Raw genomic sequence first — 21,003 nt, forward strand, 5'->3', positions numbered from 1 at the left:
GATTCACAATTACCCCCCAACCGTCATTGCTGTATGTGTTCACTTATTTGAGTATACAATCGGTTGGTCGCTGGGCGAGAGATGCCGGTGATTTGAGCGACTTTGCAAGCCTCGATATCAAGGCAAAACAGCCGCAAGATTTCCCTGAATTTCTTCTCGGAAATTCGGCAACGGATGACATACTTGTTTTTCATTTATAGAACAATTAGTTATGACCATTTTACTATACCTTAAAGTATCTTGAACCTTAATAAATGAAGAAAAGGGGACATTTCAGCTTTGGGTTGACGGACCTATGCCGAACGGAGACGGTGCAATGAGTGCTTTTGACTTAGGCCTGCTCCCCTCTGGACATCTGCATTGCTTCCCATCAATAGCGGATGATACGACGGGCAAAGCGATTCCCAGTGCCTCCCTCAGCAATGCATTTGCACATAGCGTGAGTGAAGGTTTGTTTACCCTAACGGCAAGAAAAAGTGGCACCGATCTCTCACCATCATTGCAATATTGGCGCAACTTTGGCCGCCAATATCTGAGTGAACGTTGCTTGATGGCACAGGCGGACCCACAACAGCCTGAGCCTATCGCGCCGTACACAGCCGCCCAAACCCTGCCTCTGCTCAGGAGTGCGCCACCGATGCGTGGGGCTGAGTATCTCTCCGCACAGATACTACAGGACATCCGGGCCTCGCTGGATGACTGGGTCTGCTTACAGATTCAGGCTGCCGGCGGGCTCGATGCACTGCTTGCCAAGAGCGCGCCGCAGTGGCATCAGGTAGGCCGTGTCTGTTTTCATCTGGCGGAAAACAAAAATGACCTTGACTTTCCCTTTGCCTTTATGGCGACCTATGCTCCGGAGCTGTCAGAGCAGGGTCGTATTCGTCATCAACCTCTTGGCCACGCATTACAGGAGTATGCGGGAGCGAAAAACAAAAAAGCATTGATCCGCCTCCTTTCACCCGTTCAGCTTGCCGCGCAGTCCAGTTCTCTGATCAGGGATTTGGTTGATACCGGCGACATATATCATCCCCTGGCCTGGTCATCCGAGGACGCCTATACGTTTCTAAAGAGTGCGCCGCAATACGAGCAGTGCGGCGTGGTGGTCCGGCTGCCTGACTGGTGGAAAAAACGCAGCAGACCACGTGCCGGCGTGACCATTGGTGAAAAAAAGCAGCAGAGCTTCAATGCCGATTCACTGCTGGATTTCAAACTGCATATTGAACTGGATGATGAGGCGCTCAGTGAGTCCGAGCTAAAAAAGCTGCTGTCGGCAGGTGATGGCCTCGTGTTTATTAGGGGGCAGTGGGTTGAGGTAGATCAGAGAAAACTGAGCGAAGCCCTGGCCCACTGGAAAAAGATGGAGGCGGAGACGGCAGGCGGCGGGCTCACCTTTGCTGAAGGGATGCGGTTGCTGGCAGGGGCTCCAGCCGATCTGGGTGAGGATGTCATGGCAGAGAGTCGAACCTGGTCTCTTGTTCAACCGGGCCAATGGTTGGCTGCACTGCTGGACGAACTGCGCGCACCCACTCAACTGAAGGCTGCCAACCCGGGTAAAGCACTCAAAACAACCCTGCGGCCCTATCAGCAGGAGGGCGTGAACTGGCTGTGGTTACTCTCTCAGTTGGGATTGGGTGCCTGTCTGGCGGACGACATGGGGTTGGGAAAAACCATGCAGGTGATTTCCCTACTGCTTATCTTGAAAAAGAAGCACTGTGACCGACCCTCCTTATTGGTGCTTCCCGCCTCTCTGATTGGCAATTGGAAAGCAGAACTTGAGCATTTTGCTCCTTCGCTACGCAGCCTGTTTTTTCACCGTTCCCAGCTGAACAAAAAAGCCATGGATGCCATGGTGAATGAAAGTACGACTTTGAAAGACATCGATCTTGTGGTGACCACCTATGGAACAGTGATGCGTCAAGACTGGCTACAAGAACAGGCGTGGCAGCTGCTGGTGCTGGACGAGGCCCATGCCATCAAGAATCCAACCGCCAGGCAGAGCAAAGCGGTCAAGAATCTCCATGCCAAATCGCGTATTGCACTGACCGGCACGCCGGTAGAAAACCGGTTGTCGGATCTGTGGTCGCTGTTCGACTTTCTAAACCCGGGTCTACTTGGATCAGCCAGGCGTTTCAAGGGGTTTGTGAAACTACTCTCTGAGCGGGAGAGTGACCAATATGCACCGTTACGCAATTTGGTAAGCCCCTATATCCTGCGCCGCCTTAAGACCGATCGATCAATCATCGACGACCTGCCCCAAAAGACTGAAGTGCCTGCCTATTGTGGTCTGAGTAAAGTACAAGCGGTGCACTATCAGCAGGCCGTCAAGCAGATGGCGAACGCTATTGAGAACCTTGAAGGCATAAAGCGTCGCGGTTTGGTGCTGTCCTACCTACTACGCTTCAAGCAGATCTGTAATCACCCATCACAACTGCTCGGGGATAATCAGTACGATCCGAAAAAGAGCGGGAAATTTCAGCGCCTGGCTGAACTCTGTGAAGAGATCGCATCACGCCAGGAGAAGGTGCTGGTGTTTACCCAATTCCGCGCAATGACCACGCCACTGGCCAACTTTTTGGCACAGCAGTTCGGCCAGGACGGTCTAGTGCTCCATGGCGGTACCGCTGTTAAGCAAAGACAAGCACGGGTTGAACAGTTCCAGGCAGAAGAGGGTCCCCCCTTCTTTATTCTCTCCCTCAAGGCGGGAGGAACCGGCCTCAATCTAACCCAGGCTTCCCATGTAATCCATTTTGATCGCTGGTGGAACCCGGCGGTGGAAGACCAGGCCACAGACCGCGCCTTTCGAATCGGACAGAAAAATAATGTACTCGTTCACAAATTTGTCTGCCCTGGAACGGTAGAAGAGAAGATAGACACCTTGATTAATGAAAAAAAGGCCCTCGCCAACGATCTATTGGATGGTGGTGCTGACACACTGCTTACAGAGATGGATAATGAGACATTGCTCAATCTGGTATCACTCGATATTGAGAAGACGCGAGTCTTATAGGTGACATACATGAGTTACGGCGGGTGGTCTCCCTATGTTCCGGTGGCACAGCGGCGCGCCAAAGCGGCCAAAGAGATTAATAAACTACGAAAAAAGGGCATGGAAATTGAACCCATTGAAGTTGAGGGGCGGAAGATAACCAGTACATTCTGGGGTAAAGCCTGGTGCAATCACCTGGAGAGATTCAGTGATTATGAGAACCGTCTACCCAGGGGGCGAACCTATGTTCGTAACGGTTCGGTATGTCATCTAGCCATCTTCAGGGGTAAGGTCGAGGCCATGGTCAGCGGCACGGCGCTTTATAGAGTTGACATTGACATCAAGCCACTGCCTGTTAACAAGTGGAAAAACGTCCGCAAACAGTGCGCTGGTCAGATTGGCTCCATGCTGGAGTTATTGCAGGGACGTTTTTCCGATAATGTCATGGAGACAGTGACCGAACAGAATCAGGGGTTATTCCCCAAACCCAGCGAGATCAATCTTGCCTGTGACTGTCCGGACTGGGCAGAGATGTGTAAACATATTGCCGCCGTGCTGTACGGTGTTGGTGTCAGGCTGGACCATCAGCCGGAACTACTTTTTCTACTCCGTAATGTTGATCATGAAGAGCTGGTCACCACCGAACTGGATTTTCAGTCAGCCGCATCTGGAAAAGGAAAACGACGCCGGCTGGCAGGGGCAGATCTTTCCGATGTCTTTGGCGTGGACATGGAAGAGCCGGTAAAACCCGGTCGCAAAACAAGTGCCGTTAGAAAAAGAACGGTCAAGAAAAGCAAGAACACGTTTACGCCAACAGCGGCGGCGGTCACCAGACTCCGCAAGCGATTTCGGATGAACACCTCACAGTTTGCGAAGTTAGTTGGCGTCAAACCGCGCACGGTAACCAACTGGGAAAACGGCAGTGGTAAACTCAATCTTCACCAACGTACTCTGGATGCACTCACCGAAGTATCTGAACTTACGCCGGAGCAAGCCGAGCAAGAATTAACGCGGGCCTGATAGGAGAATAACAGAGAAAATTTCTATTCGAGCTACAGGAACTTCAGTTTAGATATATGTTTTGGGTCATGACAACTTAAGCGCTAATCTTTGGAGTCATCCCTTTGAACGAAACCGATAGTGCCTTAAAAGTGCTTTATCGCAAAACCGAAAAACCGTGTTTTTACTGTGAAAAATGATAATTTTCAACGATTTAAGTGTTTTATAGCAATCTGAAAAACGACCATGATGCCTGACCAAGCCAACAGAAACGAAGCCCAAACGCGGCTCGACCTGATTACTCCGGCGCTTATCGCCCCCGGTCGTCTGCAAGGCGCGGGCAAGTGTGCCAAACTCAAACAATCTCATCCTCACCAGATATTCACCGGCGAATTGACTGTGCGTCGAAGAAACCTTGACCACACCTCCTATCGGAGCGCGGCGCATGACCACCATTGAAACGCTTGAAAGATGGTTGTCCGTTTCAGCCGAAAACGAACATCTGGAATTCAAAGCAGCATCAAAATCCTATCGGGTTGATAATGTATTGAGATACTGCGTTGCCTTGTCCAACGAAGGTGGTGGGCATTTAATTTTAGGCGTTACAAACGATCATCCGAGAAGGGTGACCGGCACTCAAGCGTTCGCATCTGCAAAAAAACTAAACGCTCTGAAGCACAGCATTGTTGATCAATTGCGCATCCGGGTGGATGTCGATGAAATTGAACATCCGGATGGCCGGGTTCTGGTTTTTGAAATACCTGCACGACCCGCCGGACAACCATTGAGTTTGAATGGGCATTACCTGATGCGCGCTGGTGAAAGCGTCGTTGGAATGACCCCCGACCGCCTGAAAAAGATTTTTGCAGAAACCAACGAAGATTGGCTTGCTCATGCAGCAATAGAAAACATCAATACGGAAGATGTTATAGACCTACTGGATACAAAAATTTATTTTGATTTGCTCAATTTGCCTTATCCCGAACCGCTAGCCATTTTACAGCGTCTTGAAAAAGAAGGTTTTGTTCGGAGTCAATCCGGTAAATGGGCTATTACCAGATTGGGGGCTATCTTGCTGGCGAAAGACATATCCATATTCTCTATAGAAATTGCGCGCAAGGCAGCCCGCTTTGTACTTTATGATGGCACAGGTAAAACCAAAACAAACAAAGAAACTACAATGGGACCTGGCTATGTCGTTGGATTTGAAAACCTGGTGAATTATGTGCACGACGTGGCACCGCGCAACTATATCCTTGAAGAGACGGTGCGCACAGAACGTAGAATGTTTCCCAAACAGGCATTGCGCGAACTAATTGCCAATGCCTTAATCCATCAGGATTTTTCTGTCGGTGGTGCATCAGTGATGATAGAGATGTATACAGACAGGGTGGAAATATCCAATCCAGGGAAGCCCATCATCCAGGTTAATCGGTTCATTGACGAGTACCGATCTCGCAACGAGCGGCTGGCTGATATTATGCGTCGGCTCGGTATTTGTGAAGAGAAAGGTAGTGGTATTGATAAAGTAATCCAGCAGGTTGAGGATTTTCAACTCCCTGCTCCGGACTTTAGAGAGGACGACATCCGAACCACGGTCGTTTTATATTCCCATGTCGATTTTTCCGAGATGGGACGACAAGATCGTATTCGTGCTTGCTATCAACATTGCTGTTTGCGTTATGTTTTTAATGAGCCCATGACAAACTCGTCTTTACGCACACGTTTCCATCTTGCCAATAACCTGACAGTTACAGTATCTCAGATTATTGCAGCCACAAAAGGAGACGGTTTGATTAAGCCAGAAAATGGTGAATCTGGGGCAACGCGATACGCTCGTTACCTTCCTTGGTGGGCCTGATTCCAACTTAATCGCAAACTGATTTGGCGGAAGAAATGACCTATAATTTCTTTATAAACAATGGGTTGCCAACTTAATCGCAAACCGATTTGACAGAGAAAATGACCTATAATTACTTGAAACGTGGGGCTGATTCCAACTTAATCGCAAACTGATTTGGCAGGGTAAATTACCTATAATTGCCTTATAATCAATGGGTTGCCAACTTAATCGCTAATCATGAAAATTACCCCTTTGAACGAAGCCGATGATGCGGGAAAGTACTTTATAGCAAAACCGAAAAACCGTGTTTTTACTGTAAAAACTGATAATTTTCAACGATTTAAGTGTTTTATCGCTAATCCGGAAGAGCGACCCTGATGCCTGAGCAAGCCAACAGAAACGAAGCCCAAACGCGGCTCGACCTAATTTCCCCGGCGCTTAAGGAAGCGGACTGGGAGGTCACAGACGGAAGCCACATCCGGGTTGAGGTCATCGCCCCCGGTCGTCTGCAAGGCGCGGGCAGGCGTGCCAAACAGAACATCGCCGATTATGTGCTGGTTTATAAAAACCAAAAACTGGCGGTGATTGAAGCCAAGCACGAGGGTTTGCCGGTCACCGAGGGGCTGGGGCAAGCCAAGGAGTATGCCGAAAAGTTGCAAACGCCTTTCGCCTACGCCACCAACGGACACGGCATTTACCGCGTGGATATGCGCAACGGCGAAGAGGGCGAAGTGGCGCGATTCCCCACGCCGGATGAATTATGGGATACGGTTTATGGTGAAAGCGAGGCGCAGGAACGGCACTGGCGCGAGCAGTTTTCCGCGGTTCCTTTTAATGACAAGGGCGGGCAGTGGCAGGCGCGCTATTATCAGCACAACGCCATCACCAAAACGCTGGATGCGATAGCCGCCGGACAGAGCCGCATCCTGCTGACGCTGGCAACCGGCACCGGCAAGACCGCGATTGCCTTTCAGATTGCATGGAAACTATTCAACAGCCGATGGTCGCTCGGCAACTGGCGAAGCCAACCGCAAGATGGACAGACGCCTGCCCGTCGTCCACGTATCTTGTTCCTGACCGACCGCAACATCCTCGCCAATCAGGCATTCAACGAGTTCAGCGGTTTTGCCGAAGATGCGCTGGTGCGGATTGACCCGCAGAGTATCCGCCAAAGGGGGCGCGTGCCCACCAACGCCAGTGTCTTTTTTACCATCTTTCAGACCTTCATGGTCGGGGTGGATGCGGACGGTGAGCCCAAACCAAACTTCGGCGATTACCCGCCCGACTTCTTCGATTTCATCATCATTGACGAGTGTCATCGCGGCGGCGCCAATGACGAAAGTTCGTGGCGGGCAATCATGGAATACTTCGCGCCGGCGGTGCAGTTGGGTCTAACCGCAACGCCGAAGCGCAACGACAACATTGATACCTATAACTACTTCGGCGAGCCGGTGTATATCTACTCCCTCAAGGACGGCATCAACGATGGTTATTTGACGCCCTTCAAGGTCAAGCAGTTCGCCACGACCATTGATGACTATGTTTATACATCGGACGACGATGTGATTGAGGGTGAGGTTGAGACGAACAAACTCTACACCGAGAAAGATTTTAATCGCATCATTGAAATCAAAGAGCGAGAGAAGAAGCGAGTCGACCTGTTTATGGGCGACATTGACCAGTCGCAAAAAACACTGGTCTTTTGCGCGAACCAACAGCACGCGCTTGCAATCCGCGACATGATTAACCAGACCAAGACCAGCGCCGACCCGAACTACTGCGTCCGCGTTACCGCCGATGAAGGTAAACTAGGTGATATGAACCTGCGCACTTTTCGCGATAACGAGAAGATCATCCCGACTATTCTGACCACATCGCGCAAACTCTCGACCGGGGTTGATGCCCGCAACGTGCGTAACATTGTTCTGCTACGTCCCATCAACTCGATCATCGAGTTCAAGCAAATCGTCGGCCGCGGCACTCGGCTGTTTGACGGCAAGGACTACTTCACGATTTATGACTTCGTGAAAGCCTGCGAACATTTCCACGACCCGGAATGGGACGGCGACCCGGAAGACCTGGAACCTTGCGAGGTGTGTGGTAACTATCCCTGCCAATGCGAGCAACCGCCGCCGCAGCCTTGCGCCAAGTGCGGCGAGCAACCTTGCGTGTGCATAAAAGGGTTGCCCGAATCTTGTCGGGTATGCGGTCAATCGCCTTGTATATGCGAGCAACCGGGCATGATAAAAATCAAACTCGCCGACGGCAAGGAGCGCACCATTCAACACATGATGGCGACCTCGTTCTGGAATCCGGACGGCGTGCCGATGTCGGCCGCACAGTTCATTGAGCGATTGTTCGGCGACTTGCCCGAATTGTTCCAGAACGAAGACGAATTGCGCGAGTTGTGGGGCAGGCCAGACACGCGCCGAAAACTGCTCGACGGGCTGGCCAATATAGGGTGCGACGCACAACAGTTGGCCGAGCTAGCCCGTGTGATGAACGCCGAAAACAGCGATCTTTACGATGTGCTGGCTTACATCGCCTATGCCCTGCCTCCCATCAGCCGCCGGGAGCGTGTGGATACCCGCAAAGCCGCTATTCTGGAGAACTATCAGTATGAACCACGGGAATTTCTAAATTTCGTTCTTGACCACTACATCAAACAAGGAGTCGGCGAACTGGACGACCGGAAACTGCCCGATTTGTTGGACCTGAAGTACGGCACAGTCCACGATGCCATCGCAGAGCTGGGCATCAGCGATACCGGGATACGGGAGATGTTTGTCGGCTTCCAGCGACACTTGTACACGCCCCAGGAAGCCGCATGACGGGTTGTGCAAATCGGTCATTTCCACCGCAGTCCGATACAATAGACAAACACAATCGAGCAGAGGCAGCCGCATGAATAATTCCGATTTAGGCAAACTGCAACCCGTTGACATTCGTCAGGCGTGGGCGAACGAGGCGCTGAACTTCACGCCGTGGCTCGCGGATAACCTCGACGCGCTGGCGGAAGTATTGAAGATTGATTTGGAGTGGGAAGGCACCGAGATGCCGGTCAGCTCCACTTCCTATCGTGTCGACATCGTGGCGCGAAATCCGCAGGACGATTCGCGCATACTGATTGAAAATCAATTGGAGGCCGCCGACCACCGCCACCTCGGGCAGATACTCACGTATATGGCGGGGCTCGAGGCGCGCGTCGCGGTTTGGGTGACGCCCGACTTCAACGACACCCACCGCTCGGCAATCCGTTGGTTGAACGAACACACCGATGATAAGTTTTCGTTTTTCGCGGTGAAAGTGCGCGTCGTGAAAATTGGCGATTCGCCACCCGCGCCGATATTTGAAGTGGTCGAAAGCCCCAACGAATGGGAGCGCCAAGTGCATGACGCGGTGCAGGGCGCGGTCAGCGAGCGCGGGCAATTCCGTCTTGCCTTCTGGGCGCACTTCGCGCAACGCATTCCCGATGCGCCTGGCTTGCGTGCGGGTTACGGCGGCGGCTGGGGCGGCAGTAATGTGTGGCATCGCGTCGAGCAAGCGGACATCGTCATCTCGCAATACCTAGCGCAAGATCACATCGGCGTGTATTTGACCGGCAACTGGAGGGAGCCCATCGCGGACGCCGACCCACGCATCGCGCCTTATGTCGCGGCGATAAAAAATGCGCTTGATGAAGGCGATGACTTTTCCTATGGCACGAATCACCGATGCGTCGCCACGTTGCACATCGGCGATTCCCGCGACCGCGCAAATTGGGACCGCATGGTCGATTGGCTTGACGACCGCCGCCGCAGATATGAGGAAGTGCTGACGGCGGATGCGTAACGGCGACGGTGGCGTAAGCCGCGACATTATGGTTTGGGCAAATAATTGCTTCTGCATTATTTGCACTCCCGCCATCGGCGCGGTCGGCCGATTTTTTGCTCCAGACAAAATCTGCGCTTCCGCCGTTCGAGACGGTCTTATGTCGCGGACGCAGGATGCGCAGGAGCTACCACCACACCGTGGTGGATTTGTGTCCCGCTACGCGGAGCCTGTCCTCGCGGAAGCGGGGAACGAATGTTTGACTGGATTCCTGCTTCCGCAGGAATGACGGTTAAGGGGCGATGCAACTACCGTGCTCCTCTGCCGTCATTATCGGGCTTGACCCGATAATCCAGTTAAAAAATCCGGCGTAGCCGAACTCCTTTTATCGCGGCTTCGCCGCGTCTGGATTCCCGCCTGCGGCGAGAATGACGGGTGCCACAGCCGACAGCAAGTCCGCCGTCGGTGATAATCCGCCGCACTACGCCATGCAAATGGAGCGTCATACCCCGCCACATATAGACCCACCCACCGCCAACTGGTGTTGTTCCCGTATCGCATCTATGCCGGGTTTGAATAATTTGTTTGCTTTTCTTTCGGTTTGTGATATTTTCCCGCTTGCCAGATTTACGAACACGTGATCCGTTTAGTCGGGTTACCTGTCGAATACAACAGCAGATTTATCCGCCATGGGGGTTGCTCCCCAATGGTGCGAATAGGCAGGAATTTCACTCTCACGTGTTTGTGATCTGGCAACGACCCGACACCTTGCGTGCTCGGGGGATTGCCATGATTCACGACCCGTGGGGTAAAAATGAAAATCAATATCAAGGCCGGCGCCATGATCGCGCTGGCGTTATCCGTGTTGTTAGTGTTGGCCGGATGCGGTGGTGGTGGGGGGAGTAGTGGGGGGAGTAGTGGGGGGAGTAGTGGGGGAAGTAGCACAGCACCACCAGCACCAGACCCAATTGTCACGGTGCCGCCGGTAGCACCAGACCCAACCGACTTTACTATTCCAATACAACCTGTTGCATCCAACAGAACGCCGCCACCGATTCCTCAAGCCCCAACCACATCGCCAGCACCAACACGTAGTGCAATAGAAACGATTGTGCGTACGGGCAACACAGGAACGAATGAACCATATTTTCGTCCAGATTGTGTGCCGGGGCTGGATGGTGCCGGATGTTATACCGATGCGGATAATCGTGCAGTGAATGTTTTGGATGACGACACTTCAATTTATCTTCAGGGCATCACTGCATTCCACCGCAGAATCGAAGGCCCTTTTGATAATGATCCTTCAATTGTAGTCCCAAACCCGCCACGTGATGTCCGCACCGCATGGCGTCAGGGTTGGATTGGGACGGGGGCAAATATTTTGATAATGGACGATTTTCGGGCATTTGGTTTGGTAGGCGAGCCGACGAATCGATACGACCCGCGAGGCGTTCATAGCTATACCGTAGGAATGGCGGCAAATCAAATTGCTCCCGGCGCCACTTTCTATGGATTAGAAGCGGCAATAGCCGCAAGTGGTGACCCACGATTTTCTCGGGTTCTAACAACCTACCGGCAAGGTGGATTAAGGCAAATTGACAACGTTGAGCTAAGGGGAAATATTCCAACAATTCATGTGGTCAATCAGAGTTTCGGGGAAGGTCCGGTTGACTTGTATGGTATTACTAGGGAAGAGTTGCTAGCCGCTTTTGACCGAAGAACCAATAACCCAAGATTTAGAGATGTTGCCAACTCACATACCACGCCGACTGCACTGTCAATCGCATTAAGAGATGCGGTAATCACCAAATCCGCGGGCAACAATTATGGGGAAGATGCTGCATTGGTAATTGGCAACGTGCGGTTAGTCAGTTCGCGTGCACCGAATACAAGAGATCGTGCGATTATCGTTGGCGCATTGGATAAGTTTGCGCGCACCTCAGTCGCTGGCGAAAATGACAGCGTTAGTTCCCGGGCAAGAATTGCCGCTTACAGCAATGTCGCCGGAATGTTCCCGCAAATGCAAGAAAGATTCCTGGTTGAATATGGCGGTTCACCATATGATGAGAGTGCGTATTTATGTAGCGCGTCGATAACCACATATTGCAATAACATACAAGTGGTTACTGAAAATGTATTTACCAATCGCGGCACATCCTACGCCGCGCCCAGAGTTGCCGGTTTCGCCGCATTGGTGCGCGGCAAGTTCCCCGGTTTAGGCGGCGCGCAAACTGCGAAGATTTTGTTAGACACGGCGACATATCAAGGACTTGCATGTTATCCGAGGTGCAATGTTGCGATTTACGGACAAGGGCGGGTTGACATACTGGATGCGTTGTCGCCGATTGGTAAATTAGAATGAAATCTTTTACTCGCACGATGATTGCCATCGTCGGCGTTGTGGTTGCGTTGTTGTCATTGTCGGCATCAGCGATGGACGACGGGCGTGTCATCGCCGACATTGCATTGGCGGCAAAACAACAAAACGTTGCGCCGCCGCAGCCGTGGCTGAGCGCATTGCGAATCACCGACAACGACAACACCGCGATTGATTTAGCCGATGGCGCACAACTCATGCAAAGACCGAAACTCGCGGTGTCGTATAACAACGAGGCGCATAATGTGTCGCGGTTTTACCAAGCAAGTTTGCCGCGCGTGAACATGGTTTGGCATTACGCCGGACGCAAAGCGGGCGAGATTTTTTCGGTTGGTGTTGACAGCGGTTATCAGGCAAAGAAAATAACCATCCGCCCGGCGTTGTTCGTCGGCTATGCGCGCAGTTTGTCAATCGGGTCGGGTAAATATTTTACCTTTGCCGCGGGCGGTTGGTTCGGCGGACGGGTTGCGCATAAAGCATGCCGCGATGAAATGAATCGGAAATATTATTGCGGCACCGTGACCGCGTGGTCGGATTTTGATCCGCCATCGCATAAGTTGCAGCGTTACCACCAACTCGTTTATGTCCATGAATTTTAGTGCGCGCCTTGTCATCGTCAGCGTCATCGCGTGGTTGGCGTTGCTTAGCGTTGGCGGATGCACCCGCGCACATAACGCATCATCACCCTCGCCACAAACGCCCACCGCCGCGCAAGTATCCATCGTCGCGCCCGTTGCGGTGACCATCGATGCGAACGGCGAGACCGTGCTTGAAGTCACCGTGCGCTTGCACAACCCCAGCGCGCAACCGCTGCAGTTATTCGCCGGCACGCCGTGCGCGGTGTTTCGCTGGGCGGTCGCGTCCGCCGACAAAATAGTACAACGCGAACCGAACCGACTGTGCGCGCAAGTGGTCGCCGCCGCGGTGTTGCCGGCGCACGAGTCCATTGAACAACAGCATAAAATTACGCTGGACAACGCGCGCTATCGTAGCGGCGATGAATATTTACTGCGCTATCAATTCTGGCGACACGACGGTGTTCATGTGTTTACACTGACGGATTAGCCGCGGTCATCGCTATCAACACCGCCACGATTGCGGCTAATACCCCCGCCGTCATTATCGGGCTTGACCCGATAATCCAGCGAGACACCTGCGGCGCAAGCCGCTGACATTATGCGGCGGCGTTGGCGCAAGCCTTGGGCTTGTGGTGTCGGCAAATAATTGTTCCCTGCATTATCGGCACTTCCGCCTTCCCTGGCGGTCGGCAAATAATTGTTCCCGACATTATTTGCACTTCCGCCTTCCCTGGCGGTCGTGTCCCGCTACGCGAGACGCATATTTAACTGGATTCCAACCCCTGTTTTCACAGGGGTGACGTTCTTTCGTTGGAATGACGACGGGAAATCAAGTAACAGAATCACTCTTCCCTTGAGGAGGAGTCAAACGAGCGTAGTCCGTTTATGTGGTGGGGGGATGAACGGCAGGGGAGAGGGGAATGCTCCCGGCCGGTCGCTCCTCTCAGTCGTACACCACTCTGAAGCCGATGCTGTCGGAGCGGTGAGTGAGGGGCACCAGTCGCCCAAACACGCTGCGTGCGGTGGTTTTGCCGGGTAACAGCCAGTTACCGCCTTGCACCCAGGCGGCGTAGTCGCCTCGTTCGGCGGTGACAGAGAGGGTCCACTCCGAGACGTTGCCGCCCAGATCGTGCACGCCGTTGGCGGTGCTGTCGTGTACTGCGTCCGCGCACCGCCGCGGTCCCGGTTCGGTCTGATCGCCGGTGGCGGCGTTGTTTGCGGCATAATCATCGCCCCAAGGGTATGGATTGGCATCCGGCCCTGCGGCCAACAGTTGCCACTCTTCAACCCGGGGCAATCGTCCGCCGGCCCAGCGGGCAAATGCGTCCGCCGCCCACCAGTTGATTCCGCTCACCGGCAGTTCGGGCCGCTGCAGTTGCTGCTCCCAGTTTTGCGGCGTGTAGTTTTGCCAACGTGGCTCGTGTTCGTTGGCAAACAGACCGAGGCGCGCCAGCGGATGACGTAAAAACGAGCGGTATTGGCTGCGACTGACTTCGCAACGGCTCACCGCTATGCGCCGTGCGCCCCGGGTTTGGCTGATGAGACTGCGTGCCTGGTGTTGCCGTGCCGCCGGCAACAGTACCGCAATCCGTGCCAGCCGCAAGTCCCGTGGCACACCGAGCGGATAGCGGCCAGCGGGAATCATCACCGATTTCGGCATCGCACCCCATGGCAGGGTGGCCACCGGCGGCTGTTGATAGACGCAACGAAAACCCAGATGGTGGCTGCGCGTTTGTGGCTCAATATCAAGCCAGGCGGCGGCCAGTGCGTACAGCGGTCGCCCGCGCACCCGCACCGCCGGAGCACCGTGCGCCCCTGTCTGTCGTTGCAGAGTGTGGATGCCGCGCTGACCACGGCTCCACTCCATCACGCCGCCGACCAGATCATGCACGCCTTTGGGTGTTGCCGTAGCCGGGTGTAGCGCGCACGGTTGTGCGGCGTTGCGGTGGGCGCTTTGGTAGGGCCAGGGGCTGTCATCGAAGGTGTCGCCCCACGGATACAAACGCCCCTCACGCCCAACCGCCAGTGCTTCCCATTCCTCGGCCCAGGGCAGGCGGCCGCCCGCCGCTGCGCAGTAGGCAACGGCGCCGTTGTAGTTTACTCCGCTTGCCGGAGACTGCAGCAATCCGGCAATGCGATGGCCGCTGGATGAACTGTACAACGCCCCCGGGTCGGACACCGCCGCACCGTCGCGTTGTTGCCATCTCGCGAAACGCTCAAAGTCAAGTTGCCGCACTTCGCAGGTATCGGCCCAGAAGGCATTGAGTTGTGCGGTATGGGCCGGTCGGTGCAGACGTCGCCGTAGCTCAGTGCCGAAATACCCGCGCTCCAGCGCTTCAAACAGAAACTGGTCAAACGCCCGGGCACGGCGGCTGTGCGATGCTTCAAAGCCGAGTTCCACGGTCACGGTATCGTTATGTAACGCCCGAGAACCGAACTGGGTCAGCAACAACAGCAACAGCACCAACGTGCCAAGACCGAATACGGCGATGCGGTATTGCTTCATTTTCGCCACGCCGTGGCCAAGCGTCGCACCAGCAGCAGGAAGCCGAGCAGGCAAACCATCAGTATGGCGTACAACGTTACCAGCCAACCGCGTGTCCCGAACCCGGCTTCTCGGTACGGCGTCAGCAGCGGGCGACCGTCCAGGCGTACCCGGTTGTCTTCGGCTTGCACCACCAGCCGTCCGTCGGCATCAATGGCTGCATCGATGAAACCGATGATGAAGTCATCAAACCTGGGCGCGATGTAGGCCACCGCCCGCCAACGCAACTGGTTGGTGCGTTGTTGTCTCGGCGGCATCAGCAGTATTGAGTTCCATTCAAGCGGCAGCGAAAGGCCGCGCCACACGTCGGGATGGGTGTTTAGCCGTAGCCGCGGACGCGCTACCGCAGGCAGCGACGCGGCGTTATGTCGTGCCTGCCCGACAGAGACCTGCTGTAGCCGCCGATTGGGCTCAATGATAAGTGCCGTGTTCGCCTGCTCCTCAAATTCAAGCGGGATGACCTTGAGTTGCGGTTGGTGGTGTCCATCAGCGGGCAAGTCTTGTGCCAGATTTTGGAAGACATCCCAAACCAGCGTGCTTACCAGCGTGCGTGTTTGCGGATCAAGCGTCGGCGGCGTGGTGAATGCGCGGTTGAGCAGCTGCTCAAAGTTTGCCAGTTGGGCGCTCGGCGAGGCACCCGCATCCAGAGTTGCTTGCAGCTTGCCGATGAAATCAAACAGCACCATCAGCACCCGTTCTACGGTGGGCTCGGCATCGCCCCAATTGAGCGTCTGATCGCTATCCGGGCGCAGCGACTCCGGCGTGGAAAGCCGAAAACGGATGCGCCCGTCGCTCTCGGCCGCCAGTGCACCGAGCAACCCCTGAGACTGCGAGCCCGGGCGCGCATTGGGAAAACTGCCGCCCAGAGCGCCACTGCCGAAGTTGGTCGCGTCTGCAAACGAGCCGAAACCGGCCGCGTCCGGCAACGGACCGGGGGCGGCCCCGCCTGGGAATGCACCGAAGCCGGCCGCCGCGCCCTCGCCGGGCGCTCCCGGAAAACCCGGCGGCGGCCAGGTTTCATCGCCACCGCCATCGCCTTGCGCTAGTGTCGGCAAGCCCTCTGTCGCCGCCGCGCCGGTGCCCGCACCACAATCCTGGGCGGCGACAGCGGGCGGGCAATGGCCGGCTTGGGCCAGACCCAGCCCGCCAGAGAGAAAATGCCAATGCTGCACGGTGATGTCGTGGTCGCGCAAAATTGACATGGCCAGATAAAATTGGGCGATGTCATACACGTCGGCGCGCAGACGCCGTTTGCGCTCCTGATCAAAGCCGGCAAGCCAAGCGTCCATGCCGTTCGGTTCGCGTAGCAACTGTTCGCGGCGCCAGATTGTCCCGCTGTAAAATTCACGCACGAAGCCGCGGTGTAATTCAATAATCGGCAACATCTGGGGGTCGTACTGTTGATCGAGCGGCGAGTTGCGGTAGTCGTGCAACTGCGCCGGCGCGCTCGCCGCCAGGCTGTTCAGCACCAGCGAGGTGCTGAAGCGGCGGCTCATCATGGTTTCCACCTCTTCCACCTGCGAAGCGGTGCGTTGTTCGTGTTCGCCGCGCGCGGCGATGCTGAGCACGATGACGATAATCAGCATGGCCAAGCCGTTGGCGAGGATATCCACTAACGCGGTGCCGGCGAAATCGGGCATTTGCATCCGCCGGCTCATGGCCTTTCTTTCATGGGCTTTCTTTCATGGAGAGGGCTCGGCGTAGCCCTGTATGTAGTCGGGGATGTCGTTCAACGCCACCGATTTGAGCAGTTCATTATCGGCGATGACCCAGCCGATGGCCAACACCTGTTGCGGCCACATTTGGCGCAAGCACTCGCGCGCCAGCGCCATGGTCGGCACGCTGCCTTCCAGCATGAAAAACACCAGTTGGTTGCCGTTGTCCTGATAAACGCGCCGGGCATAGTCAACGAACGGGCTGCCGGCCGTGCACACCTCGGCCGGGTTGATGCTGAGGCCGGTTTCAATGATGCGCAACTCGTCGGGAAAGGTGATTACCACATAACCGCTGCCGCCGTCCAGGCGTTCAATGCGGTACAGTCCGTCTTCGCTGCCGCGCTCCAACCGTTCGCGTTGTGCCGCATCGGAATAGAGGTTGACCACCACCAGAAACACCAACAGCACGCCGAACACGCCGCCGAAAATGGCCATCATCGGCGCGTTGTTCTCTTCTTGCAGGGCGGCCCCGGAAGTGCGCGTCGACGAGGTGCGTCCAGGCGACGCGCGTCTCACCTTGAACCCCTTATATTTAAAGCAACGAGCGCGAGCATGAATTCAACACCAAACTTAAACAAAGCCAATACTCGATGCCCGTTCAAAGAATTTATAAACGAGGCGCAAGAAGTTATAAGCGTGGCGCGGCATCCGACAAGGTTTCTTGCAAACGCCGTTCCAGGGTGGCGAGCAAGCGCTCTTCGCTGCGTTGCACCAGCGCCAGCACCAGCATCAGCAGCACGCTCAACGACAGCGCGATCAAGGTGGTGTCAAAGGCGATGCCGAGCGGAGCGATGGCGGCATCCAGGTCGCTCGACAGGCTGGCCAGCCCGGCATCCGAGGCGATGATGCGGCGGATGCCGTCAGCCGCCAGCGAAATACCGAGCACGGTGCCGATGAAACCCAAAATCGGCACCGCCCAACAGATGTAGCGTGGAATCAACCACGATTCCTCGTGCCGCCGCCATAACAACTGCATCGACATGTCAAGGTCGGCGGGGTTTGCGCTGAGCGCATCCAGGCTGGCGGCGAAAAGCGAGACTCGCGGGCGCGGGTTGGTGCGCCAACCTGCCAGCACTCGGCGCAAGTACCAACCGTTCCACGATTTGCCGAGCAACAGCAACATGCCCCAGAAAAACAGCAGCATGGTGATCGGCGGAATCACGCCGCGTTCCAGAAAGCGCCGCGTCACTGCTTGCACCTCGGCGCCACTGCGCGCCAGCAACTCCAGGCCAAGAATCGTGCCGGCACACAGAATCAGCGCGGTGATTAGCGACGACAATATACCCGGGCCGTAGAGCAGGCGCGCCAGGCGTTCAAGGCTTTGTTCGTGTTCACCGGAGTCCACAGTGGCAATCCACAGGTTGCTGGCGTGGAGTGCGAGCACGGCGATAAACATGGGCATCATGCGCCCGGCCCAGGCACCGCTGGCGCCGGTGCTAATCACCTGCCAGGCGGGCACCGCCAGTACCAACGCCACTGCCACCAGAGCGATGGTGCCCAACGCCAATAGACAAGTGAACAGTGCGTGGCGGGTGGCGAGGAAAAACCAGGTGGCGGCCAGCGCCCCGAGTGCCAGCGCCGGCGGCACCAAGGCCAGCCACACGGGCAGTTCCAGCACCCGCACCAGATTGACGGCGACCAGCGCCAGCAGGATGAAATGAAGCAGTAGCGACAGGCGGGCAGGCCAGTATAAAGTCATGATCGGTCTCGAGGTATTGGTTTTTGTGGCGGCGGCAGGGTCAGTCTCAATTCAATTTCAGCCGCTGAGCAGCAGTTCATTGACAAAGCGCGTTCCAAAATAGGCTAAAACAAGAATTCCGAATGCGGCAATAGTCCATTTTGCGGCGGCTTGACCGCGCCAGCCGGCGATTTTACGCCCTAACAGCAAGCACGCAAAGCAAAACCACGCCAATATGGAAAATACTATATGGTGATTGAAATCCAGTAATGCGCCAAAATTTTTTAAGTTAGCGGCCATGCCGATCACTAAATTGGCGCTCATCAGCACAAATCCCGACAGCGTCAGCCAAAACAGATTCGCGTCCATGGTTTGTATGGCGGGAAAAGCGGGCAGCCGGTTGCCCGGGTTGGGTTTGTGCAGCAAGCGATCCTGCATAATCAATAAACACGCCTGGGCGAAAGCGACGGATAATACGCCATAAGCGGGTATCGCCAAGGCGATATGCCAGCCCATTCCCTGAGGGATGCGGTTATGCGGAATTGGGTCGATTGGAAAGGCGTTGTCGGCCGAGCCAGCCCCGACCAATAGCGCAAACAAGCCAATCGGCAAGACGATGATGCCAAGGTTGAAGGTGCGCTTGAACAGGGAGATGCAAAAATACAGCGCCACGGAAACCCATCCCGCCATTGATACCGCTAGTCCCAAGGAAATTTTTATACCGCTTTCGCTGAAGATATTTTGCTGCAGCAAAATGCCATGTAACACGATGACTAATGCCACCAGGGCGCGGATAGTGTATTCGGAGTGGCGGACAGCCTCGCGATCTTGGTCATGATATTTCATGGCGCGCAAGCTGCGCCGAACAAAATAAGTGCCGAGGCAGTAAACAACCGCACAAGCAACTATCAAAATGAGTGACGAAGACATATTATCGGTGGATATTATCGGTGGATATTATCGGCGGATATTATCGAGATGAGTAGCCAGATGCTGATTATACACGGAGTATCCCGAACGCCGCCAATCGCCGCCAATCAAAATACTGACTAAAATGATTACTGAACATGTTTAACTCACTCAGCGACAAACTGCGCGGCACAATAAAAACCCTGCGTGGCCGAGGCCGTCTCACCGAAGCGAATATAGCCGATGCGATGCGCGAGGTTCGGATCGCATTATTGGAAGCGGATGTTGCGCTTGAGGTCGCTAAAAGTTTTGTAGAACAAGTAAGGGTTCGGGCCGTTGGCGCCGAGGTATCGGGCAGTTTGCAACCGGGTCAGGCGGTGATAAAAATCGTTCAGGACGAGTTGGTCAAGTTGATGGGCGATGCGAATGAAGGGCTTAATCTATCAGCGCGTCCGCCGGCAGTGATTTTTGTGGCCGGGTTGCACGGCGCGGGTAAAACGACCACAGTGGGTAAACTGGGTCATTTCCTTAAAACCCGTCAGAAAAAATCTGTTCTGCTGGTCAGCACTGATGTTTATCGCCCGGCAGCCAGCGCTCAGCTTAAGGCCATTGCCGATGATATTGGGTTGAATTTTTATCCCGGCGGCCAATCACAAAAACCTGTGGACATTGCCATGGATGCTTTGCGCCAGGCGCGTAAAAACAGCATTGATGTGGTTATCGTCGATAGCGCGGGACGCTTGCATGTGGATGAAAAAATGATGGATGAAGCCAGGGCGTTGCATCAAGCGGTACAACCCATAGAAACTCTGTTCGTTGTGGATAGCATGACCGGGCAGGATGCAGTCAACAGTGCCAAAGCGTTTGCTCAGGCACTGCCCTTGACCGGGGTGATTTTGACCAAGACCGATGGCGACGCGCGCGGCGGCGCGGTGCTGTCCATTCGCCAGGCGACCGGTACGCCGATCAAGTTTTTAGGGACCGGCGAGGGCATGGAGACGTTGCAGCCGTTTCACCCCGAGCGCGTTGCTTCGCGTATTTTAGGCATGGGCGATGTATTGTCTCTGGTTGAGGAAGTGGAGCGTAAAGTTGACAAAGGTCAGGCGGAAAAACTGGCGAGAAAAATCACCCAAGGCAAAGGTTTTGATTTAGCGGATTTCCGCGAGCAGATGATGCAAATGCGGAATATGGGCGGAATTATGGGGTTGGTCGAAAAACTTCCCGGCCTGGACAAACTCCCGCAAAAGGCGCTGGCTCAGGCGGATGACCAGAAAACCGCTCAGATTATCGCGATGGTTAATTCAATGACGCCGCACGAACGAAAATTCCCCGCAGTCATTCGCGGCGCCAGAAAACAACGCATCGCCGCCGGGTCGGGCACGCAAGTGCAGGATGTCAATCGCCTGCTGAAACAATTTCTGCAAATGCAAAAAATGATGAAAAGGATGAAAAAGAAAGGGGCGATGAAAGGCTTGCTCGATCAATTCCACGGCGGCGCAATGCCGGGCAGACGGTTTTGACGGCGTCAATGCAAACTCTTGGAAACTCGTATTAAATATCGTT

General features: G+C 54.8%; 18 protein-coding genes and 1 pseudogene. 12 read left to right on the forward strand and 7 right to left on the reverse strand.

Translation table 11 applies throughout. The features are described 5' to 3' along the window. Positions 1-44 precede the first annotated feature (44 nt). Positions 45-194, reverse strand: a pseudogene (locus tag ACP158_RS14785) (IS1595 family transposase); the annotation flags it as partial. 122 nt (positions 195-316) lie between these two features. On the opposite strand from ACP158_RS14785, the gene ACP158_RS14790 reads away from it, so the two are divergent. The 11 genes from ACP158_RS14790 (at position 317) to ACP158_RS14840 (ending at position 13,080) form a co-directional block, all read left to right on the forward strand. Continuing rightward, positions 317-3,007 carry a DEAD/DEAH box helicase gene (locus ACP158_RS14790; RefSeq protein WP_424946869.1) on the forward strand — a complete coding sequence of 897 codons (2,691 nt, stop codon included), beginning with the start codon at positions 317-319 and terminating at the stop codon, positions 3,005-3,007. Between the two features lie 99 nt (positions 3,008-3,106). Then, positions 3,107-4,006 (forward strand): helix-turn-helix domain-containing protein, encoded by a 900-nt coding sequence (locus tag ACP158_RS14795; RefSeq protein WP_424946870.1) that lies wholly within the window; start codon positions 3,107-3,109, stop codon positions 4,004-4,006. A 225-nt stretch (positions 4,007-4,231) separates the two neighbouring features. After that, on the forward strand, positions 4,232-4,444 hold the full coding sequence (locus ACP158_RS14800; protein WP_424946871.1) for a hypothetical protein: 213 nt from the start codon (positions 4,232-4,234) through the stop codon (positions 4,442-4,444). Next, on the forward strand, positions 4,431-5,846 hold the full coding sequence (locus ACP158_RS14805) for an ATP-binding protein (protein ID WP_424946872.1): 1,416 nt from the start codon (positions 4,431-4,433) through the stop codon (positions 5,844-5,846). Before ACP158_RS14800 ends, ACP158_RS14805 begins: the two co-directional genes overlap by 14 nt. 219 nt (positions 5,847-6,065) lie before the next feature. Then, a complete protein-coding gene (locus ACP158_RS14810; RefSeq protein WP_424946873.1) occupies positions 6,066-6,206 on the forward strand; it encodes a hypothetical protein in 141 nt (46 codons plus the stop codon). Beyond that, positions 6,206-8,659 (forward strand): EcoAI/FtnUII family type I restriction enzme subunit R, encoded by a 2,454-nt coding sequence (gene hsdR, locus ACP158_RS14815; protein WP_424946874.1) that lies wholly within the window; start codon positions 6,206-6,208, stop codon positions 8,657-8,659. The genes ACP158_RS14810 and hsdR overlap by 1 nt, the downstream gene beginning before the upstream one ends. A 73-nt stretch (positions 8,660-8,732) precedes the next feature. Beyond that, the gene (locus tag ACP158_RS14820) at positions 8,733-9,659 is read left to right on the forward strand and encodes a hypothetical protein (RefSeq protein WP_424946875.1); all 927 of its coding nucleotides are present in this window, start codon (positions 8,733-8,735) and stop codon (positions 9,657-9,659) included. 407 nt (positions 9,660-10,066) lie between these two features. After that, the gene (locus tag ACP158_RS14825; protein ID WP_424946876.1) at positions 10,067-10,279 is read left to right on the forward strand and encodes a hypothetical protein; all 213 of its coding nucleotides are present in this window, start codon (positions 10,067-10,069) and stop codon (positions 10,277-10,279) included. Positions 10,280-10,452: 173 nt separating this feature from the next. Next, positions 10,453-12,000 carry a S8 family serine peptidase gene (locus ACP158_RS14830; protein ID WP_424946877.1) on the forward strand — a complete coding sequence of 516 codons (1,548 nt, stop codon included), beginning with the start codon at positions 10,453-10,455 and terminating at the stop codon, positions 11,998-12,000. Further along, the gene (locus ACP158_RS14835; protein WP_424946878.1) at positions 11,997-12,614 is read left to right on the forward strand and encodes a hypothetical protein; all 618 of its coding nucleotides are present in this window, start codon (positions 11,997-11,999) and stop codon (positions 12,612-12,614) included. Before ACP158_RS14830 ends, ACP158_RS14835 begins: the two co-directional genes overlap by 4 nt. Beyond that, the gene (locus ACP158_RS14840) at positions 12,604-13,080 is read left to right on the forward strand and encodes a hypothetical protein (protein WP_424946879.1); all 477 of its coding nucleotides are present in this window, start codon (positions 12,604-12,606) and stop codon (positions 13,078-13,080) included. Before ACP158_RS14835 ends, ACP158_RS14840 begins: the two co-directional genes overlap by 11 nt. Here the strand turns inward: ACP158_RS14840 and ACP158_RS14845 are convergent. The 6 genes from ACP158_RS14845 to ACP158_RS14870 form a co-directional block, all read right to left on the reverse strand. Continuing rightward, positions 13,077-13,286, reverse strand: coding sequence for a hypothetical protein (locus tag ACP158_RS14845; RefSeq protein WP_424946880.1), 210 nt, complete (start codon positions 13,284-13,286; stop codon positions 13,077-13,079). The genes ACP158_RS14840 and ACP158_RS14845 overlap by 4 nt on opposite strands. Before the next feature lie 250 nt (positions 13,287-13,536). Then, the gene (locus tag ACP158_RS14850; RefSeq protein ID WP_424946881.1) at positions 13,537-15,099 is read right to left on the reverse strand and encodes a formylglycine-generating enzyme family protein; all 1,563 of its coding nucleotides are present in this window, start codon (positions 15,097-15,099) and stop codon (positions 13,537-13,539) included. After that, positions 15,096-16,778, reverse strand: coding sequence for a hypothetical protein (locus ACP158_RS14855; protein WP_424946882.1), 1,683 nt, complete (start codon positions 16,776-16,778; stop codon positions 15,096-15,098). Before ACP158_RS14855 ends, ACP158_RS14850 begins: the two co-directional genes overlap by 4 nt. 42 nt (positions 16,779-16,820) lie before the next feature. Continuing rightward, positions 16,821-17,369 carry a hypothetical protein gene (locus ACP158_RS14860; protein ID WP_424946883.1) on the reverse strand — a complete coding sequence of 183 codons (549 nt, stop codon included), beginning with the start codon at positions 17,367-17,369 and terminating at the stop codon, positions 16,821-16,823. A 112-nt stretch (positions 17,370-17,481) separates the two neighbouring features. Continuing rightward, the gene (locus ACP158_RS14865; protein WP_424946884.1) at positions 17,482-18,552 is read right to left on the reverse strand and encodes a hypothetical protein; all 1,071 of its coding nucleotides are present in this window, start codon (positions 18,550-18,552) and stop codon (positions 17,482-17,484) included. A gap of 57 nt (positions 18,553-18,609) precedes the next feature. Continuing rightward, positions 18,610-19,377 (reverse strand): cytochrome C assembly family protein, encoded by a 768-nt coding sequence (locus ACP158_RS14870; RefSeq protein ID WP_424946885.1) that lies wholly within the window; start codon positions 19,375-19,377, stop codon positions 18,610-18,612. Positions 19,378-19,598: 221 nt separating this feature from the next. On the opposite strand from ACP158_RS14870, the gene ffh reads away from it, so the two are divergent. Beyond that, entirely contained in the window at positions 19,599-20,960 is a 1,362-nt protein-coding gene (ffh, locus tag ACP158_RS14875) for a signal recognition particle protein (protein ID WP_424946886.1), read from the forward strand. Positions 20,961-21,003 lie beyond the last annotated feature (43 nt).

The organism is Candidatus Spongiihabitans sp. (assembly GCF_965247905.1).
Lineage (GTDB): Bacteria > Pseudomonadota > Gammaproteobacteria > Arenicellales > Poriferihabitantaceae > Spongiihabitans.

Bases quoted from the DNA above. Each gene is read 5' to 3' on its own strand.
- ACP158_RS14790 (WP_424946869.1), top strand. From the start codon at position 317: ATGAGTGCTTTTGACTTAGGCCTGCTCCCCTCTGGACATCTGCATTGC.
- ACP158_RS14795 (WP_424946870.1), top strand. From the start codon at position 3,107: ATGGAAATTGAACCCATTGAAGTTGAGGGGCGGAAGATAACCAGTACA.
- ACP158_RS14800 (WP_424946871.1), top strand. From the start codon at position 4,232: ATGATGCCTGACCAAGCCAACAGAAACGAAGCCCAAACGCGGCTCGAC.
- ACP158_RS14805 (WP_424946872.1), top strand. From the start codon at position 4,431: ATGACCACCATTGAAACGCTTGAAAGATGGTTGTCCGTTTCAGCCGAA.
- ACP158_RS14810 (WP_424946873.1), top strand. From the start codon at position 6,066: ATGAAAATTACCCCTTTGAACGAAGCCGATGATGCGGGAAAGTACTTT.
- hsdR (WP_424946874.1), top strand. From the start codon at position 6,206: ATGCCTGAGCAAGCCAACAGAAACGAAGCCCAAACGCGGCTCGACCTA.
- ACP158_RS14820 (WP_424946875.1), top strand. From the start codon at position 8,733: ATGAATAATTCCGATTTAGGCAAACTGCAACCCGTTGACATTCGTCAG.
- ACP158_RS14825 (WP_424946876.1), top strand. From the start codon at position 10,067: ATGACGGGTGCCACAGCCGACAGCAAGTCCGCCGTCGGTGATAATCCG.
- ACP158_RS14830 (WP_424946877.1), top strand. From the start codon at position 10,453: ATGAAAATCAATATCAAGGCCGGCGCCATGATCGCGCTGGCGTTATCC.
- ACP158_RS14835 (WP_424946878.1), top strand. From the start codon at position 11,997: ATGAAATCTTTTACTCGCACGATGATTGCCATCGTCGGCGTTGTGGTT.
- ACP158_RS14840 (WP_424946879.1), top strand. From the start codon at position 12,604: ATGAATTTTAGTGCGCGCCTTGTCATCGTCAGCGTCATCGCGTGGTTG.
- ACP158_RS14850 (WP_424946881.1), bottom strand. From the start codon at position 15,099: ATGAAGCAATACCGCATCGCCGTATTCGGTCTTGGCACGTTGGTGCTG.
- ACP158_RS14855 (WP_424946882.1), bottom strand. From the start codon at position 16,778: ATGCCCGATTTCGCCGGCACCGCGTTAGTGGATATCCTCGCCAACGGC.
- ACP158_RS14865 (WP_424946884.1), bottom strand. From the start codon at position 18,552: ATGACTTTATACTGGCCTGCCCGCCTGTCGCTACTGCTTCATTTCATC.
- ACP158_RS14870 (WP_424946885.1), bottom strand. From the start codon at position 19,377: ATGAAATATCATGACCAAGATCGCGAGGCTGTCCGCCACTCCGAATAC.
- ffh (WP_424946886.1), top strand. From the start codon at position 19,599: ATGTTTAACTCACTCAGCGACAAACTGCGCGGCACAATAAAAACCCTG.